Below are 18,863 nucleotides of genomic sequence, written 5' to 3'. Positions count from 1 at the left end.
GAATGATTTAACAAATATATATTTATTGGATGATTGCTTGCCGTAGCGTTAGCCATGGTCTACAGATTATTCAGTGCTCATCAACGCCGAAGGAGTGAGAAATGGGATATTACGTACTGAAAAAGTCTGATAAGAACGTCTCGCAGCCGTGGTATTTTCTGCTGAAGGCCGATAACCACGAGACCATCGCCACCAGCGAGATGTACTCATCGAAAGATGCGGCGAAAAAGGGTATCGCCTCGGTGCAGAAAAACGGCGCCAGCGAGGTCATCAAGGACGACACGCAATAAACAATCAGGGGATGCTAATGCATCCCCTGAAATACTGTTACACCACCGCGGTGGTCAGCCGTGATGAGCAACACAGGCGCCCCTGCTCATCGGTGATATCAATTTGCCACACCTGATGGCGCGACCCTACATGCAGCGCGGTACAAACCCCACGCACCCGCCCACTGCGCACTGAACGAATATGGTTGGCATTCACTTCCAGGCCGACCACTTTCTGTTCCCCTTCGGTACACAAATAGCCCGCAACCGAACCCAGCGTTTCCGCAAGAACCACCGATGCGCCGCCGTGAAGCAGGCCAAATGGCTGATGCGTACGGTGATCAACCGGCATTGTTGCTTCAATGGCGTTATCGTTGATGGCCACAAACTGAATATCCAGCAGACCCACCATGTTCCCCTCGCCCATCGCGTTAAGCTGCGCTAGCGAAGCCTGACGTTTCCAAATCATCCGATAATCTCCAGCAGAGCCTGCAGCGGGTGACGCACTCCGCTGCCTTCGATACGCTTCACCTGGCTTCGGCAGGAATAACCGGTAGCCAGACAGCGATGACGCGGTAAACGCGCCATCGCCTGCTGCCAGGAAAGCGCGTAAATCGCCAGCGAGTTGGCATGGTTTTTCACTTCGTGCCCGTAGGTACCCGCCATGCCGCAGCAACCCGTACTGATATACTCCATTTTCGCCCCAAAACGGGCAAAGATCTCTGCCCACTGTTTGGGCGCGGCCGGTAGCGCCGTCACTTCCGTACAGTGGCCAAACAGATACCAGGGTTCGCCGCTGTTGTCCTGGCCAGCCGATGGCGCTATCGCCTGGGTCAGCCACTCATGCACCAGCATCACGCGAAAATCGCCGCGTTTCTCGCCCAGCGTCTGGTTATATTCATCGCGATAGCAAAGCACCAGCGCGGGGTCGACGCCAACCATCGGTATATCCAGCCGCGCTACGCGGTTGAGAAAATCAGCGGTTTTCTGCGCGGTACGCGCAAAGCGCGTCAGGAACCCTTTGATATGCTGCGCTTTACCGTTCGGTGAGAACGGCAACAGCACCGGCTGATAGCCGACTTTTTCAATCAGGCGGACAAAGTCAGCTACCACCTGCGCTTCGTAGTAGCTGGTAAACGGATCCTGTACCACCAGCACCCTCTTCGCACGCTGGTCGACGCTCATCGCTTCCAGATCCTCAAGCGTGGTATTGGCGGAGCGGTGGCCTGCCAGCTGCTGCTTGAGCGACGGTACGGAGAGCAGCGGCAGATCGACCATGCCGATGTGTTTTTCCGACAGCTTGCGCATCCACGGCTGATTGATAAAGAAGTTGAATGTTTTCGGCGCCTGGGCCATCAGCGGCGCGTAGGACTCGACCGTCGCCACCAGATGGTCGCGTACCGGTCGCAGGTAGCGGCTGTGATACAGCTGCAGGAAGCGGGAGCGGAATTCCGGCACGTCGATCTTAATCGGACACTGGGTTGAACAGGCCTTACAGGCCAGGCAGCCGGACATCGCCTCTTTCACTTCATGTGAGAAATCATATTCGCCTTTACGCGCATGCCAGCTGTTGCGGGTACGCTCGATCAGGGCGCGCAGGCTCACGCCTTTTTCCGGAAGCTCTTGCTCCAGCTTGTTCGGATCGATACCACGGTCGGCCAGCAGGCGTAACCATTCACGCACCAGCGTCGCGCGGCCTTTCGGCGAATGGATGCGCTGATTGCTGACCTTCATTGATGGACACATCGGGCTTTTTACATCGAAGTTAAAGCACAGACCGTTACCATTACACTCCATCGCGCCACGCCAGGCGCTACGCACGGCGATGGGAATTTGGCGATCATAGGTGCCGCGTTTCACCGCATCGACTTTCATCATCGGCGCATCGACGCCTTCCGGTGGGCAAATTTTCCCCGGATTCAATCGGTTATCCGGATCAAATGCCGCTTTCACTTTACGCAGTTCGCTATATAACTCCTCGCCAAAAAAGGCCGGACTGTACTCGGCGCGGAACCCTTTACCGTGTTCGCCCCACAGCAGGCCGCCATATTTGGCCGTCAACGCCACCACCTCATCGGAGATCTGCTTCATCAGCACCTCCTGCTGCGGGTCGCACATGTCCAACGCCGGACGAACGTGCAGCACGCCGGCATCGACGTGTCCAAACATGCCGTAGCTCAGGCCATGTCCGTCGAGTAAAGCGCGAAACTCGGTGATGTAATCCGCCAGATGCTCAGGCGGCACGCAGGTATCTTCAGCAAAAGGAATCGGTTTAGCGGCGCCTTTGGCGTTGCCCAGCAGACCAACCGCCTTTTTACGCATGGCATAGATGCGCTCGACGCCATCCAGTTCATGACAGACCTGCCAGCCAATCACTCCTGCGGCGCCCTGCGACATGAGCTCATCAAGACGCTGACACAGGGTGGAAACCTGACCGTCTATTAATTCAGCATCATCACCGGCAAACTCAACAATATTGAGCCCCAGCATCTCTTTATCCGGCACATCGGCGATCAATTCGCTTACCGAGTGCCAGACGATATCTTCTCGCGCCAGATTAAGCACCTTCGAATCGACGGTCTCCACCGACAGCGCCTTTGCTTCAACCATGAAGGGGGCGTTACGCAGCGCCGAATCAAAAGAGTCATACTTGACGTTGACCAACCGGCGTACCTTCGGCAGACGCGTAATATCGAGCCGCGCTTCGGTAATAAATGCCAACGTGCCTTCGGAGCCGGTCAGAATGCGCGTCAGGTCGAACTCGCTCATCTCATCATTAAAGACATGACGCAGATCGTAGCCGGTCAGGAAGCGGTTCAGTTTCGGGAATTTATCGATGATCAGCTGACGCTGCGCTTTGCAGCGCTGATAGACGGTACGGTAGATGCGGCCAATCGCTGACTGCTCGCGCCCCAGCGTTTCCGCCAGCGCGGCGGGAATGGGTAAGGTATCAAGGATATCGCCGCCCATGAGCACCGATCGCACACCAAGCACATGATCGGAGGTTTTACCGTAGACCAATGACCCCTGTCCGGAGGCATCGGTATTGATCATTCCGCCGAGCGTCGCGCGGTTACTGGTCGACAGTTCAGGGGCAAAGAAATAGCCGTAGGGCTTAAGAAACTGGTTGAGCTGGTCTTTGATTACCCCGGCTTCGACCCGCACCCATCCCTCTTCGGGGTTGATTTCGATAATACGGTTCATATAGCGCGACATATCAACGATGATCCCCGCATTCAGCGCTTGACCATTGGTGCCGGTACCACCGCCGCGAGGGGTAAAAATCAGCGATTTAAAGCGCGGTTCCGCCGCCAGTCGCGCCAGTAAAGCGACGTCTGCGGTGGAACGGGGAAACAGAATGGCGTCCGGCAACAGCTGATAGACACTGTTATCGGTCGCCATGGTGAGCCGGTCGGCATAGCTGGTGGCGGTATCGCCGGTGAAACCTTGTTGCTCCAGTACCTGCAAAAAATTCAGCACCAGTTGAACGACGCCCGGCGCTTGAGAAATCTGTGGGATCATGACGCTTGACCCTGCCTGAATATGTTGTGTTTAGATGATGTAATAATGCGCAAATTAAACGTTTGCGTGGCGCACTCAACTTTTTATCACATTTTTTTCATATCCGCCCACGAGATTTACGGGCAAAATCAGGCGCGCGAAATTATTGATATTATTATCTGTACATGGAATTACGCTGCGTCAGCATTGAGACGCGACTGGAAAGGTAAATTTTCTCTATGATTAACCAACATCAGCCCCGGGACATACCGCAAATTCTGCTGTCGGTGCTGTTTTTGTCCCTGATAATTATTTCCTGCCTGTGGGTTGTGCAACCATTTATTCTCTCCTTCGCCTGGGCCGGTACCGTGGTCATCGCCACCTGGCCGGTGCTGCTTCGTTTGCAAAAGCTGCTGTTCGGCAAACGCGCGCTGGCGGTGCTGGTGATGACGCTACTGCTGTTTTTACTATTCGTCATTCCCATTGCCTTACTGGTGAATAGCCTGGTCGATAATAGCGCCCCGCTGATTAAAATCGTCAGTACCGGCCAGGTAACGCTGCCGGATTTCGCCTGGCTGAACTCGATTCCGCTGATCGGCGATAAACTCTATTCCGCCTGGCATAGCCTGCTGGAGATGGGCGGCGCGGCGATTATGGCCAAGGTCCGCCCTTATATCGGCGCCACCACCACCTGGTTTGTCGGCCAGGCTGCGCATATTGGTAAACTGCTGGTTTACTGCGGACTGATGCTATTGTTCAGCGCCCTGCTTTACTGGCGCGGCGAGCGGGTCGCCTATGGTTTCCGCTACTTCGCGACCCGTCTGGCCTCAAAGCGTGGCGATGCTGCGGTGGTCCTAGCCGGACAGGCGGTACGCGCCGTGGCGCTGGGCGTGGTTGTCACCGCGCTGGCGCAGGCGGTTCTTGGCGGTATCGGGCTGGCGATAAGCGGCGTACCTTACGCCGCGCTGTTGACCGTGGTGATGATTTTCACCTGTCTGGTACAGCTGGGGCCGCTTATCGTGCTGGTGCCGTCGATTATCTGGCTGTACTGGACCGGCGATACGACCTGGGGCACGGTGCTGCTGGTATGGAGCTGCGTGGTGGGTACGATGGATAACGTAATTCGCCCGGTGCTGATTCGCATGGGCGCCGACCTGCCGATGATTCTGATCCTCTCCGGCGTTATCGGCGGCCTGATCGCCTTCGGCATGATTGGCCTGTTTATCGGTCCGGTGCTGCTGGCCGTCTCCTGGCGCCTTTACGACGCCTGGGTGCAGGAAGTTCCAGCGCCGCCGCTGGACCCGGATCTGGTTCTGGCGGAGCTCGCCGAACTTAATGCCAGCCATAACAAAAGCGAAAAGTAACAGAAAGGCGGGGAAACCCGCCTTAAACTTAAGCTAAATTTATCAATCCCCCGCCACTTCCGGCATATTCATGTTCCAGCTCGATATTTACCTCTCATATTCTTCACACTGATTTAACTATTGAGAAGAATCCGATCGACGTCAACAGCCCTGATGCCTACTATTAGCCCACGGTTATAGATCAAGATATTGATTTATAAGCATGGAAATCCCCTGAGTGAAACAACGAATTGCTGTGTGTAGTCTTTGCCCATCTCCCACGATGGGCTTTTTTTTACGTCAAAATCAAAAAAAGCAACGTTGCTGAAGGCAAAAAAAATCCCCGGCATTTCTGCCAGGGATTGGGCTATCCGCGTTGAACTTATTTATTCAGTTCAGCCAGACCTAACCAGGTTTGCACCACGGTATCCGGGTTCAGGGACAGGCTATCGATCCCCTCTTCCATCAGCCAGGCGGCAAAGTCTTCGTGGTCGGACGGCCCCTGGCCGCAGATGCCCACGTATTTGCCCTGTTTTTTCGCCGCGCGGATGGCCATCGACAGCAGCGCTTTCACCGCGTCGTTGCGTTCATCAAACAGCTCAGACACAACGCCGGAGTCGCGATCGAGACCCAGCGCCAGCTGCGTCATGTCGTTCGAACCGATCGAGAAGCCATCGAAATACTCGAGGAACTGCTCCGCCAGCAGCGCGTTCGACGGGATTTCGCACATCATGATGATCTTCAGCCCGTTCTCGCCGCGCTTGAGCCCCTGACGTTCCAGCTCTTCAACCACCGCTTTCGCCTGCGCGACGGTACGTACGAACGGCACCATCACTTCCACGTTGGTCAGGCCCATGTCGTTACGCACGCGTTTCATCGCTTCACACTCCAGCGCGAAGCAATCGCGGAAGCTTTCTGAAACGTAGCGTCCGGCGCCGCGGAAGCCGAGCATCGGGTTCTCTTCTTCCGGCTCGTAACGCTCGCCGCCCACCAGGTTGGCGTATTCGTTAGATTTAAAGTCGGACAAACGCACGATGACGCGTTTCGGGTAGAAGGCGGCGCCAAGGGTAGCGATCCCTTCGGTCAGGCGGCCAACGTAGAACTCTCTCGGCGAATCGTAGCCTTTCATCAGCTCGCGGATTTCGTTCTGCAGGCCCGGCTCCTGGTCGTCAAACTCCAGCAGCGCGCGCGGGTGAACGCCAATCATGCGGTTAATGATAAATTCCAGCCGCGCCAGCCCCACGCCTTCATTCGGCAGGCAGGCGAAGTCAAAGGCGCGATCCGGGTTGCCGACGTTCATCATAACCTTCAGCGGCAGGTTCGGCATCTCGCCGACGCTGGAGCTCTTCACGCTGAAGTCCAGCAGCTCTGCGTAGACGTAGCCGGTGTCCCCTTCGGCGCAGGAAACGGTGACGTTCTGGTTTTCCTGGATTCGATCGGTCGCATCACCGCAGCCGACCACCGCCGGGATCCCCAGCTCGCGGGCGATAATCGCCGCGTGGCAGGTACGTCCGCCGCGGTTGGTGACGATCGCCGAGGCTTTCTTCATGATCGGTTCCCAATCCGGGTCGGTCATGTCGGTGACCAGCACGTCGCCGGGCTCAATGCGGTTCATCTCACTGATATCGTGAATAACCTTAACCGGGCCGGCGCCGATGCGGTGGCCGATGGCTCGCCCTTCGGCGATGATCTGCCCCTGGGCATGGAGGGTATAACGCTCCATCACCTGACCGCGCGAACGGACGGTTTCCGGACGCGCCTGGACGATAAACAGCTTACCGGTGTGGCCATCTTTAGCCCACTCGATATCCATCGGGCGACCATAGTGCTTCTCGATCTGCACCGCCTGCTTCGCCAACTCTTCCACTTCCTCGTTGGTTAACGAGAAAACATCGCGCTGCGCCTGCGGCACATCTTCGATGCGCACCTGCTTGCCGTGTTCCTGAGTCGGCGCGTAAACCATGCGGATTTTTTTCGACCCCATGGTACGGCGCACGATAGCCGGGCGATTAGCCGCCAGGGTCGGTTTATGGACGTAAAATTCGTCCGGGTTCACCGCGCCCTGCACCACCATCTCGCCGAGCCCCCACGCCGAGGTGATAAACACCACCTGGTCGAAACCGGACTCGGTATCGATGGAGAACATCACGCCGGAGGAGGCCAGATCGGAGCGCACCATCCTCTGCACCCCGGCGGATAGCGCCACGCCGCGGTGATCGTAACCCTGATGCACGCGATAGGAGATCGCGCGATCGTTAAACAGTGAAGCAAAGACGTGCTTCACGGCAACGAGCACGGCGTCAAAGCCCTGCACGTTGAGGAATGTCTCTTGCTGGCCGGCGAAGGAAGCATCCGGCATATCTTCCGCCGTCGCCGAAGAGCGAACGGCGAACGAGGCCTCGGCGTCATCGGCGGACAGCAGGTCATAAGCTTCGCGAATCGCGTTTTCCAGTTCGCTCTGGAAGGGGGTGTCGATGATCCATTGCCGGATCTGCGCGCCCGCTTTCGCTAATGCGGAAACGTCGTCAATGTCGGTTTCATCCAGCAGTGCATAAATGCGCTGGTTAACGCCGCTTTGGTCCAGGAACTGATCGAAAGCATCAGCGGTGGTGGCGAACCCGTTTGGTACGGAGACACCCATACCGGACAGGTTAGTAATCATTTCACCAAGGGAGGCATTTTTGCCCCCAACTCTGTCTACATCATTCATGCCGAGTTGGTTATACCAAAGCACCAGCGGTGACGAGCCATTGTTGGACATCGAGACAATCCTTTTGTGATTTAATACAAATTATAGAAAACACACGATCGACTACGGTATTCATCCTGACATATTTATGCCGCTGAAAAAAACGGTGAATCGTTCAAGCAAATTAATTTTCTGTTTTTAGGATTGTTTTCCGGAATTCCCTAACTATATGATTAAAATGGATTCTATTGATATCTGATACAAATAGTGTGCAAAACCCGAAACTGAACCTGCCATTTCATTAAAAACAAAAATAGCGTTTCATTTTTTTAAGTGAGACAAAGGTTAAAGCTCTGTGCTTAAATTTACTCTGCTTTTAGATAATTATACCGGATGGTCAAAATGGACAGTGCTGTAGATCGCCACGTATTTTATATTTCTGACGGTACCGCTATTACGGCGGAAGTTTTAGGTCATGCGGTAATGTCGCAATTCCCGGTGGCCATCAGTAGCGTGACGTTGCCGTTTGTTGAAAACGTCAGCCGCGCCCGGGCGGTAAAAGAACAAATCGATGCCATTTATCAACAAACCGGCATCCGCCCGCTGGTCTTCTATTCCATCGTTATCCCCGAAATTCGCGACATTATTTTGCAAAGCGAGGGTTTTTGTCAGGATATCGTGCAGGCGCTGGTGGCCCCGCTGCAGCAAGAGTTACATCTGGATCCCACGCCGGTGGCTCACCGCACCCACGGCCTGAACCCCGGTAACCTGATTAAATACGATGCGCGTATCGCCGCCATCGATTACACGCTCGCCCATGACGACGGCATTTCGCTGCGTAATCTCGATCAGGCGCAGGTGATCCTGCTCGGTGTTTCGCGCTGCGGTAAAACGCCGACCAGCCTGTACCTGGCAATGCAGTATGGCATTCGCGCCGCTAACTACCCTTTTATCGCCGACGATATGGACAATCTGGTTCTCCCGGCCTCGTTAAAGCCGCTGCAGCACAAGATGTTCGGCCTGACGATTAACCCGGAGCGACTGGCGGCAATCCGCGAAGAGCGCCGGGAAAACAGCCGTTACGCCTCGCTGCGCCAGTGCCGTATGGAAGTAACCGAAGTCGAAGCGCTGTATCGCAAAAACAAGATCCCCTGCCTTAACAGTACCAACTATTCGGTAGAGGAAATTGCTACCAAAATCATGGATATCATGGGGCTTAATCGCAGGATGTACTAACACACTAGTACATTATTGAAAATTTGTTTATGCTATCGCTCGTGGCCTATACAGGATCATGCCCTGCTCTTGCAATAAGCAGGGATTGGTTTATCGTGATGCGCATCACTTCCCGGCATTTTCGCCGCGGAAGAAACAGATTTTTGAGACCCCAATGAATAAAACAGACGAATTGCGTACCGCGCGCATTGAAAGCCTGGTAACGCCCGCGGAACTGGCGCAGCGCCATCCCGTGTCGGCCGAGGTTGCCGCCCACGTCTCCGCCTCCCGCCAGCGGATTGAAAAAATCCTCAACGGCGAAGACCGCCGCCTGCTGGTGATTATCGGCCCCTGCTCCATTCACGACCCCGAAGCGGCGCTGGAATATGCGCGCCGCCTGCAGGGCATGCGCGAACGTTACCAGCCGCAGCTGGAAATTGTCATGCGCACCTATTTCGAAAAACCGCGCACCGTCGTGGGCTGGAAAGGACTCATTTCCGACCCTGACCTCAACGGCAGCTACCGGGTCAACCACGGTATCGAACTGGCGCGTCGTCTGCTGCTGCAGGTCAACGAGCTGGGTATCCCCACCGCCACCGAATTCCTGGATATGGTGACCGGGCAGTTTATTGCCGATCTGATTAGCTGGGGCGCCATCGGCGCGCGCACCACCGAAAGTCAAATCCACCGCGAGATGGCCTCGGCGCTCTCCTGCCCGGTTGGTTTTAAAAACGGTACCGACGGCAACACCCGCATCGCGGTCGACGCGATACGCGCTTCGCGCGCCAGCCATATGTTCCTGTCGCCGGATAAACAGGGCCAGATGACCATCTACCAGACCAGCGGTAACCCGTACGGCCATATCATTATGCGCGGCGGTAAACGGCCAAATTATCATGCAGCGGATATCGCCGCCGCCGGTGAAGCGCTACGGGAATTCGATCTCCCTGAGCAACTGGTCGTCGACTTCAGCCACGGCAACTGTCAGAAGCAGCATCGCCGGCAACTGGAAGTGTGCGCCAATATCTGCCAGCAGATCCGCGAGGGTTCTACCGCCATTGCCGGGGTTATGGCGGAGAGCTTCCTCGCCGAAGGGACGCAAAAAGTGATTCCCGGTCAGCCGCTGACCTGGGGCCAGTCGATTACCGACCCGTGCCTGAGCTGGGAAGATAGCGAAAAAATGCTCGCCGAACTGGCTGCTGCCACCGCTACACGGCTGTAACCCTTCCCCCGCCGCGCTCGCGGCGGGTATTCATCGCTCGCCGTTCATCCTCTGCGCAATAGCTACCTGAAATGGTAAGCCACGACAAAAAAGGCTTGCTGTGAAAATTAACATTACTGATAATGATTATCATTGTTGCTTTTATTTTTACTTTGGTGCTATGACGCGTATGGATAACACTGCCACAGCTGAGAAAACGAAAGACAATGCTCCCTATCCTATTGCCAGCGATCGCCAAATCAGCAGCCGGACGCTGTTGGGCGCGGAAGGCCGCGTGGTGATCGAACATGACGGCCAGCGCTATCTGCTGCGCCAGACACACGCCGGTAAGCTAATTTTGACCAAATAAAACCTCGCGCGATGGCGAGGCTTTACGGTTAGCTGGAGCAGCTGACTTCCAGATGTTTACCCCAGTCAGGCGGGCGGCTGCCATAATCATCTGAACGATCGGCAAACGGCTGCGCGAGGGCCTCATGCAGACGTTCCAGCTCGCGCATGTCGCCATCTTCGGCTTTTTCTATTGCCCGCTGCGCCAGCCAGTTGCGTAGCACCACCGCCGGGTTGACGCCCTGCATCCGCTGCTGGCGTTCGCTATCGTCGATCTTTTCATCGCGCAGCCGCGCCCGGTAGTCGGCAAACCAGCTATCAAACGCCGCGCGGTCGATAAACTCATCGCGCAGCGGCGATGCCGCGCTATGCTGCTCGCTTTGGCTCAGCATCCGGAAGGTACGAGTGTAGTCACTCCCTTCACGCTCCATCAGGCTGAACAGTCCATCAAGCAGAGTGTTATCACCGGTTTGCTGAGTATAGAAGCCGAGTTTGTCGCGCATGCGGCGGCCGTAGGCGGTCAACAAGGCATGCTGATAGTCATCCAGCGCCGCGTTCAGCGCGTCGGCGCTGATAAACGGCGAGAGCGACTGGGCCAGACGCTGCAGGTTCCACAACCCTACCGCCGGTTGGTTATCAAAGCTGTAGCGCCCCTGGTAATCAGAGTGGTTACAGATAAAACCGGGCTGGAAATCATCGAGGAAGCCATACGGACCATAATCCATGGTCAGGCCAAGAATCGACATATTGTCGGTATTCATCACCCCGTGGGCAAAGCCAACGGTCTGCCAGCTGGCGATCATTTCCGCGGTACGCGTGACAACGTCACGGAACCAGAGAATATACTTATCCGCCTCCTGCTGCAGCTGCGGCCAGTGGTGTTCAATCACATAATCGGCCAGTTGCTGCACTTTTCCCGCTTCGCGACGATAGTAAAAATGTTCGAAATGGCCAAAGCGTACGTGACTTTCGGCGATGCGCATCAGCATGGTGCCGCGTTCTTCGCGTTCGCGGTAAACCGGCGTGTCGCTGGTCACCATCGCCAGCGCGCGGGTGGTTGGGATCCCAAGCGCATGCATTGCTTCGCTGGCAAGGCTTTCGCGGATAGTTGAACGCAGTACCGCCCGGCCATCGCCCATTCTCGAATAGGGCGTCAGACCAGCGCCTTTAAGATGCCAGTCAAAACGTTGACCATCCGGCAACTGCTGCTCGCCAAGCAAAATGCCGCGCCCATCGCCAAGCTGACCGGCCCAGGCGCCAAATTGATGGCCACTATAGACCTGCGCCAGCGGCGACATCCCCGGCAGCAACGCTTCGCCACCCCAGACGCCCGCTCCGCGCTCGGGTTCGAATAACGTTTCCGGGACGCCCAACGTTTGCGCCAGAGCGGTGTTGCGCCAGATGAGACGCGCGTTCTCCAGCGGCGTGGGCGCCAGAGAAGTGTAAAAACCCGGCAGCCGATCGCGCCAGTGAGTAGTAAAAGACAGGGTCATGGTTCCTCCTGCCGCCAGTGTAGTGCCTTCAACAGGGTATTAACACGGGCGAACTGCAGGGTTATGGCAATTAAAAAAGGGAGCCATCGCTCCCCTTTCTCACCGAATGCGGGTTAAATGCGCCTCGCCTGCCAGAATTTTTTGTTCCAGTAGACGTTGTCCAGCGACGAGCGGGTAACGCCCTGGCTGGTAGAGGCGTGAATAAATTGATTGTCGGTATCATAGATACCGACGTGCAGGCCGCTTTCGCCGGATCCGGTTTTGAAGAATACCAGGTCGCCGGGCAACAGATCGCTTTTATCAATGCGGGTGCCGATTTCCGCCTGCTCGCGAGTTTCCCGCGGCAACTGCATGGCGAATTTGTCGCGGAACGTGCGTACCACAAAGCCCGAACAGTCAACGCCGCGCGGCGTCATGCCGCCATAACGGTACGGCGCACCACGCCAGTTGCGCAATTGCTCATTCAGATTCGCCACCACGGTAATGGAATCAGCCAGCCGCGGATTCGGCGGCGGCGCCCGGTGGCTGCTACAGCCAGCCAGCACCATCGCCGCAATAAAAATGAACCACAAACGCATCTCAGACGATTCCTCTGTTCCCTGTCCTGTTATTGCAATAATTTAGCCTGTTTAGCGGCGTACAGGCAAGATCCTTACCTGCTACTGTGACGCCACGAGCATAAGATGACCCGCGACTTCCACACGCTGGAAAGCGATATGATAAGCGGCGGTCAAATTTTCCTCACTCAGCACCTCATACGTTTCCCCGCTGGCAATCATCTGCCCACCACAAATGAGCCACGCCCTCTGCGCATGTCGCAACGTATGGTTGAGATCGTGGCTGCTCATCACGATAGCGATCCCCAGCCCGCATAGCGACGCCAACACGCTATCCAGCGCCGCCTGTTGCGCGACATCGAGGCTGTTCATCGGTTCATCCAATAATAACAGCTGGCCGGCTGGATTCGCGCGGCGGTGAATCTGCAGGATCACCGCCGCCAGACGCACCCGCTGCCACTCGCCGCCGGAGATCTGGTTGACCTGGCGCCCCAGCTTATCGCTTAACCCCAGTTGCCCGGCGATCTCGTTGAGCAACCCCTGCGGGGCGCTATCCTGCATATGTAACGACAGATAGTGCCACACCGGCATTGCGAAGGGCGGGAGCTGCTGCTGGCTCAGATAGGCGCGATGGCGGGCAAGCTCCGCCGCGGGCCACTTATCCAGCGCCCGCTGGTTAAGCGTAATCAGGCCGGGGCCGCTGGTCAGCCCGGCCATCCGCGCCAGCAGGGTACTTTTACCCGCGCCGTTCGGCCCCACCAGATGGACTATCTCTCCGGGCCGAACGTCAGCGGTAAACGGCGACAGCCGCCCCGCTTCCGCTACATCCTGTAGCTGCATCAAAAACGGCATTATTGCGCTAATGCTCCTTTTAGCGCAGCCAGTAGCTGCGGGTCGTCCGGCGTCATGTCCGGAGAGAAACGCTGAATGACCTGGCCATCGCGGCCCACGAGGAATTTTTCAAAGTTCCACAGGATGTCGTCAACGTACAGCGGCGCTCGGCCTTTACTGGCCATCCGCTCATAAAAACCGCTCCCTTCCGGCGCGACGGCTTTCGGGGCGGCGGCAATCAGTTTTTGATACAGCGGCGCGCGATGTTCGCCGTTAACGTCAATTTTACTGAACAGTGGGAAAGTGACGCCGTAGGTCACGCTGCAGAACGTTTTAATCTCTTCTTCGCTGCCCGGCTCCTGGCCGAGAAACTGATTACAAGGAAAGCCAAGGACGCTGAATCCCTGCGGGGCAAACTCTTCTTGCAGCGCTTCCAGTTGCTCATACTGCGGCGTGAGGCCGCATTTTGAGGCCACGTTGACGATCAGCAGCACCTTTCCGGCATACGCTGCCAGGGTGGTTTTCTCGCCATCGATGGTCGTCACTTCGGTATTTAGAATGTCGTGTTGCATAGCCTTCCCTCAGTCAATAATGCAGGTTAAGGAGATCCCTATCTACTGTAGCGGATTCAACGCGGCTGATTCTACTTTGATTCGTGGGTAAATGTCGCTTGATGTAACACCGCTGCGTTTGCCACCGGCAACATGAATTCCTCTCAATATCAGCAATGGACAAATCAGTGTACAGTGTGAAACAGATGTAATAGTGTTTCGTTACTTGTTAATTTATGAGAGTTTTTATAGATGAAGAAGTTATTAAGCTCGGTATTAATCGCCACATCGGTGGCGCTGTTATCCGCCTGCTCTCAGGACAATAACGATAAGGTTAAAGTCGCGATCAATACCGGCCCGGATGAAGCTATCTGGAAAGTCGTGGAGCAGGTAGCAAAAGACAAATATAACCTCGACGTTGAGGTTATCTCTTTCAATGATTACGTCCTGCCGAATGAAGCGTTAAATAATAAAGATGTCGACGCCAACGCCTTCCAGACGCTGCCCTATCTCGAAGCGCAGTCGAAAGAGCGCGGCTATAAATTCGCCATCGTCGGTAAAACGTTCGTCTTCCCGATTGCCGCCTATTCGCGCAAAATCAAAAATATCAGCGAACTGCCTGACGGCGCGACCGTCTCTATCTCTAACGAAACCACCACGCTTGGCCGCAGCCTGCTGCTGTTACAGGCGCAAGGATTAATCAAGTTGAAAGATGGCGTAGGCTATCTGCCCACTACGCTGGATATCATTGATAACCCGAAACACCTGAAGATTGTTGAAGTCGATACTCCGCAGCTGACCCGTACGCTCGACGATCCGAACGTAACGCTGGCCATCATCAACACAAATTTCTCGGCGCAGGTCGGTTTATCTGCGGCCCGCGATGGCCTGTTTATGGAAGGCCCGGATTCACCTTATGTCAATGCGATTGTCTCTCGCGAAGACAATAAAGACAGCAAGAAAATCCAGGAGCTGAAAGAGGCCTTCCAGACCAAGGAAGTCGCCGATAAAGCGCAGGAAGTCTATAAAGGCGATGCCATCAAAGGCTGGTAATCGTCACCCGACGCCGTCCATTACGACGGCGTCTCCCTACCCCCGCCGTCCCGAACGCAGCAGCAACCAGATGAATACCGGCGCCCCCAGCGTCGCCGTCACCACGCCGATCGGTAATTCCGCCGCCGATAACGCCAGACGGGCAATGATATCGGCGCCGAGCAGCGCGCTGGCGCCAGCTAACAGGCAGGCGGGAAGCAGCACCCGATGATCGCTCAGGCCGCACAGGCGCAAAATATGCGGGATCACCAGACCAATAAAGCCAATCGCTCCCGCCAGCGCCACGCTGACGCCGACCAGCCAGCCGGTGGCCACCACCAGTAGTTTTCGCCATAGCCACAGCGGCAGGCCGAGCTGACGCGCCGAGACTTCGCCCAACGCCAGTAAGTTCAGCGGCTGCGACTGCCAGCATACCCACAGCAGCACCGGTAGCAGCGCCAGCATCAGCCACAGCTGCTGCCAGTCGACGCCGCCAAAACCGCCCATCATCCAGTACATCAGCTGGCGCAGATCAAAAGACGTTGAGAAATAGACCGCCCAGGTCATCAAGGCGCTACAAATAATGCCGAGCGCCACCCCTGCCAGCAGCAGACGGCTGGTGGACAGGTGACGTCGGGCGAAACGGAGCAGAATAAAGGTAATCAGCAGCGCGCCGGCGATGGCGCACAGCCCCAGCGCCCACATGGGTAACACGCCGTGACCTAACAGCACGGCGGCAATCAGCCCAACGCCCGCGCCGTTAGAGACGCCCAGCAGTCCCGGTTCCGCCAGCGGGTTTTCAAATAGCGCCTGCATGATCGCCCCGGAAAGCGCCAGCGCCGCCCCCACTAACAGCACCGCCAGCGTGCGCGGCAGACGGATTTGCCAGATAAACAGCTCGCCTTTAGCGCTAAACCACTCCTGCGGCGCGATCCGTTGGTCACCGGCGCACAGGCTAATTGTCAATGTGACAAGTAGGATCAGCGTTAAGGCGGTTAGCCAACGACGGTTATGGCGCTGTTGAATATCGGCGAAGGTCTGCATAAGTCCCGGAGACAAGTGAGCGAGGTGATTGATTTTACGGTGGCGATGGCGGGGAGAAAAGGAAAAACTCTGAGTTATCACCACGCTGGCGCCGGCGCTCCTCGAGACGCCAGCGTGGGAATGGAATTTACACCAATACCTGGAACAGTAGCGCGAAGAGAATGATATTCGCCACCACAATCGCCCAGCCGTTATAAAGCATATATTTCAGATGGGTAGATTGCGCCAGCCCCATCTGACCAAACATATCCGAAGAGGGGAATGGGCCAAACCAGTCGACCTGCGAAGAGGCCAGCAGCACCGCAGTCGTTCCCTGCGGCGGTACGCCAGCGGCCATCAGCATCGGGCCGAATATTTTGTGGGTGAAGGTCATCTGCGCCACCGCCGCCCCCGGTACGTGGCCAATAATATTGAAAGCGAAGATGCAAAAGCACAACCAGGCAGGCGAAATGCCTTCCAGCAGCGGCTGGGTATAGTCGAGCAGCCCTTGGTAGGCATGAAGACCATCCATCAGCTCCAGGATCGGGTTATACAGCCAGTAGAGGATAAACATCCACACCAGACGGCCACAACCGTGGTACAGCGCCTGCAGGATCTGCGTCGGGCGCAGGCCGCCCACCAGCCCGGTAATCAGGGCCACCAGCAGCATCACGATAATCGCAAAGCTGAATCCGGCTTTAATCACCACGCCAATGACCGCCATCACAATAATCGTTGCCGCGAAGGCCAGCGCGCTGAGCTTACGCCGACGCAGCTGCGCGGCGCTCAGTGCTTCTGTTGGCTTCTCCGTGAGATCGACTTCATAGCGTAGTTTGCCTTCGGTCATCTTCTGGATCCGTCCCGCCATCACCCAGCCGGCCAGCAACGTCACCGCGCTCATCGGCAGCCCCACGTACAGCAGATAATCCGGATAGCTTAATCCACCGAGGCTCAGGATAGTCACGGTGCTAGGGGTAAACGGCCCGGTAAACAATCCCACGGAGCCGGCGGTCATCATCAGCGCGGCTACCGTTGGCGGAGTAAGGCGTACCGCTGCCGCTACCGGGATGATTACCGCGACAATAATCGCGTTACCACCGGCCATCGTCCCCAGCGAGCCGCAGATTAAAATCGAGGACACCACAATGCCAAACTTCACTCGGGTCTGGCTGGACAGGCCGATGCGGTGAACGACAAATTTCACCAACTCAACTGCGGCGCCGGTACGGGTGGCGACTTCGCCCACCCCGGCGCCGAGCATAATAATCAGCCCGACGGTGGCGATAAATGAACCGGTGGATTTCGCCAGCATGGTGCCCATTTCCGGCAATCCGGTGGAGGTCATAATCATGGCGATGATAATCGAAGAAATCACCGCCAGAACAATGTCGACGCCGACCAGCGACAGCACCGCTAACGCCACTAATGGTGTAAAACCCAGCAGGCCGAGTTCATTACTCGGCCGGCCATGGCACCACCACGCGGTCAACACAAAAATCACCAATAACAGGCCAATAATAACGTTTTTTCTTGTGATATTTCGTCTGGCGAGGGTATTGCCAGCGAGCGTTGAGTCACTCATATAACTCCTTAAAGCCATTAAAACCGACCGCACTTGCAGGTTGGCGTATTCGGGCCTGCTCAGAAAATATCCCCCCTCGTTATCATTATTGGCTCGATGGCCTGAGGGTTTGTAGGGAACAAAGGGAATGGTTCTGAGAACGTAAAAGTCCGTCTGAAGACGGTACCAGCAGCACAATATGTAACCGGAGCGCTGATTGGCGATTAAATTTATGTTAATTTAGTGTTAGTAGAAAATGACTTTTTATCGGCAAGCTATAACCCTGAGTTAACTGTTCATGAAACTGCGCCATCTGGAAATCTTCTACGCCGTGATGACTTGCGGCTCTCTTTCACGTGCGGCGGAATCGCTGAATATCTCCCAGCCAGCCGCCAGTAAAGCGTTAAAAAACGCCGAGCTTAAGCTCGGTTTTAAGCTGTTTCAGCGGGTACGGGGCAAGCTGCTGCCAAGTAGCGAAGCGCTCACACTTTTTGAAAAAGCGCAGAGCATTTATCAGGATCTCGATAACCTGCGCCTGCTGGCGGATAATCTGGCCCGCGATCCGCGCGCCAAAATCACCTTAGGCTGTTTACCAAGCCTCGGATTAAGCCTGGTGCCGGAGCTGGTGACCGATTTTTATCAGCAAAACAGTAATCTGGTGATGACCTTAACCACCGAGCATACTGAGACGTTGGTCAAAAAATTGGATCTGCGCGAAATAGATTTAGCGCTGACGCTGCAGCCGGTCCAACAGGGGGAGATCATCACCACCCTGATTGCCGAAGTGCCGCTGGTCTATATCGACCGCGATTACCGACAAGGCGCGGTAGACATCAAAGAGATCGATCAGCAGCGCTGGATCTCGCCGGGGCCGCATTCGCTCTCTGCCGCCATCGCCACCCGCCGTGATTTTTCCACTACCCGGCTTAATGTGCAGACCTACTACATGGCCACCGAGTTCGTGAAGCGCGGCATCGGCTGCAGTATCACCGATATCTTCTCGGCGCGGCATAATTTGTCGCCGGAGATGATTCACCCGATTACGCCGCCGATGAAAATCAACCTTTGCCTGCTGCGTCGCGCCGATGTTTCACTCAGCCCAATTACGCAGAAATTTGTCGATTTTCTGTGTAAACAGCTGCGCCAACAGCTCAAAGAAATTAACCTGCAGTTATACCCTGACCATAAAAAGTCAATTGCGCCGCTGGGGTAAATGCTTTGACATAACCGCAAGATATTTATCAGCGGT

Annotated in this window: 16 protein-coding genes and 1 other RNA gene; 8 read left to right on the top strand and 9 right to left on the bottom strand. The window is 55.9% G+C overall.

The genetic code is table 11. The features are described 5' to 3' along the window. Positions 1 to 101: 101 nt before the first annotated feature. Positions 102 to 290, top strand: coding sequence for a YegP family protein (locus PGR29_RS12065; protein WP_113374148.1), 189 nt, complete (start codon positions 102 to 104; stop codon positions 288 to 290). A gap of 37 nt (positions 291 to 327) precedes the next feature. On the opposite strand, the gene menI is transcribed toward PGR29_RS12065, so the two are convergent. Both menI and ydiJ read right to left on the bottom strand, forming a co-directional pair. Then, a complete protein-coding gene (gene menI, locus PGR29_RS12060) occupies positions 328 to 738 on the bottom strand; it encodes a 1,4-dihydroxy-2-naphthoyl-CoA hydrolase (RefSeq protein WP_316424583.1) in 411 nt (136 codons plus the stop codon). Then, on the bottom strand, positions 735 to 3,791 hold the full coding sequence (ydiJ, locus tag PGR29_RS12055; protein ID WP_316424582.1) for a D-2-hydroxyglutarate dehydrogenase YdiJ: 3,057 nt from the start codon (positions 3,789 to 3,791) through the stop codon (positions 735 to 737). The genes menI and ydiJ overlap by 4 nt, the downstream gene beginning before the upstream one ends. 218 nt (positions 3,792 to 4,009) lie before the next feature. Here ydiJ and ydiK point away from each other — a divergent pair, with 218 nt between their 5' ends. Both ydiK and rprA read left to right on the top strand, forming a co-directional pair. Further along, a complete protein-coding gene (gene ydiK, locus PGR29_RS12050; protein ID WP_113374151.1) occupies positions 4,010 to 5,134 on the top strand; it encodes an AI-2E family transporter YdiK in 1,125 nt (374 codons plus the stop codon). A 170-nt stretch (positions 5,135 to 5,304) separates the two neighbouring features. After that, positions 5,305 to 5,412: antisense sRNA RprA (gene rprA / locus PGR29_RS12045), an RNA gene on the top strand. Between the two features lie 83 nt (positions 5,413 to 5,495). Here rprA and ppsA read toward each other — a convergent pair. Then, positions 5,496 to 7,874 (bottom strand): phosphoenolpyruvate synthase, encoded by a 2,379-nt coding sequence (gene ppsA / locus PGR29_RS12040; protein ID WP_015367026.1) that lies wholly within the window; start codon positions 7,872 to 7,874, stop codon positions 5,496 to 5,498. A 330-nt stretch (positions 7,875 to 8,204) separates the two neighbouring features. On the opposite strand from ppsA, the gene ppsR reads away from it, so the two are divergent. From ppsR to hemP, 3 genes are all read left to right on the top strand, one after another. Then, positions 8,205 to 9,038, top strand: coding sequence for a posphoenolpyruvate synthetase regulatory kinase/phosphorylase PpsR (gene ppsR / locus PGR29_RS12035; protein WP_087857925.1), 834 nt, complete (start codon positions 8,205 to 8,207; stop codon positions 9,036 to 9,038). A 154-nt stretch (positions 9,039 to 9,192) separates the two neighbouring features. Then, positions 9,193 to 10,239 carry a 3-deoxy-7-phosphoheptulonate synthase gene (locus PGR29_RS12030; protein WP_316424581.1) on the top strand — a complete coding sequence of 349 codons (1,047 nt, stop codon included), beginning with the start codon at positions 9,193 to 9,195 and terminating at the stop codon, positions 10,237 to 10,239. Between the two features lie 169 nt (positions 10,240 to 10,408). Next, a complete protein-coding gene (hemP, locus tag PGR29_RS12025) occupies positions 10,409 to 10,588 on the top strand; it encodes a hemin uptake protein HemP (protein WP_162750204.1) in 180 nt (59 codons plus the stop codon). 28 nt (positions 10,589 to 10,616) lie between these two features. On the opposite strand, the gene selO is transcribed toward hemP, so the two are convergent. The 4 genes from selO to PGR29_RS12005 form a co-directional block, all read right to left on the bottom strand. After that, positions 10,617 to 12,059 carry a protein adenylyltransferase SelO gene (selO, locus tag PGR29_RS12020; RefSeq protein ID WP_213316736.1) on the bottom strand — a complete coding sequence of 481 codons (1,443 nt, stop codon included), beginning with the start codon at positions 12,057 to 12,059 and terminating at the stop codon, positions 10,617 to 10,619. A 113-nt stretch (positions 12,060 to 12,172) separates the two neighbouring features. After that, positions 12,173 to 12,637, bottom strand: coding sequence for an NlpC/P60 family protein (locus PGR29_RS12015; protein WP_045374354.1), 465 nt, complete (start codon positions 12,635 to 12,637; stop codon positions 12,173 to 12,175). 81 nt (positions 12,638 to 12,718) lie between these two features. Beyond that, a complete protein-coding gene (btuD, locus tag PGR29_RS12010) occupies positions 12,719 to 13,468 on the bottom strand; it encodes a vitamin B12 ABC transporter ATP-binding protein BtuD (protein WP_113374155.1) in 750 nt (249 codons plus the stop codon). Then, positions 13,468 to 14,019 (bottom strand): glutathione peroxidase, encoded by a 552-nt coding sequence (locus PGR29_RS12005; RefSeq protein ID WP_087857929.1) that lies wholly within the window; start codon positions 14,017 to 14,019, stop codon positions 13,468 to 13,470. Before PGR29_RS12005 ends, btuD begins: the two co-directional genes overlap by 1 nt. A gap of 231 nt (positions 14,020 to 14,250) precedes the next feature. On the opposite strand from PGR29_RS12005, the gene PGR29_RS12000 reads away from it, so the two are divergent. Beyond that, complete coding sequence (locus PGR29_RS12000) at positions 14,251 to 15,051, top strand: MetQ/NlpA family ABC transporter substrate-binding protein (protein WP_316424580.1); 801 nt, start codon at positions 14,251 to 14,253, stop codon at positions 15,049 to 15,051. A 36-nt stretch (positions 15,052 to 15,087) separates the two neighbouring features. Here PGR29_RS12000 and btuC read toward each other — a convergent pair whose 3' ends face one another. Continuing rightward, positions 15,088 to 16,074 (bottom strand): vitamin B12 ABC transporter permease BtuC, encoded by a 987-nt coding sequence (gene btuC / locus PGR29_RS11995; protein WP_316424579.1) that lies wholly within the window; start codon positions 16,072 to 16,074, stop codon positions 15,088 to 15,090. A 127-nt stretch (positions 16,075 to 16,201) separates the two neighbouring features. Then, a complete protein-coding gene (locus PGR29_RS11990) occupies positions 16,202 to 17,635 on the bottom strand; it encodes a gluconate:proton symporter (protein WP_113374157.1) in 1,434 nt (477 codons plus the stop codon). A 277-nt stretch (positions 17,636 to 17,912) separates the two neighbouring features. Between PGR29_RS11990 and PGR29_RS11985 the strand changes: the two genes are divergently transcribed. Then, positions 17,913 to 18,827, top strand: a complete 915-nt coding sequence (locus tag PGR29_RS11985) for a LysR family transcriptional regulator (protein WP_015705115.1) — start codon at positions 17,913 to 17,915, stop codon at positions 18,825 to 18,827. The last annotated feature ends 36 nt before the right edge of the window (positions 18,828 to 18,863 follow it).

This window comes from Klebsiella sp. 141203 (assembly GCF_032601985.1).
Lineage (GTDB): Bacteria > Pseudomonadota > Gammaproteobacteria > Enterobacterales > Enterobacteriaceae > Klebsiella > Klebsiella aerogenes.
This window is presented reverse-complemented; position numbering and strand designations above follow the sequence as displayed.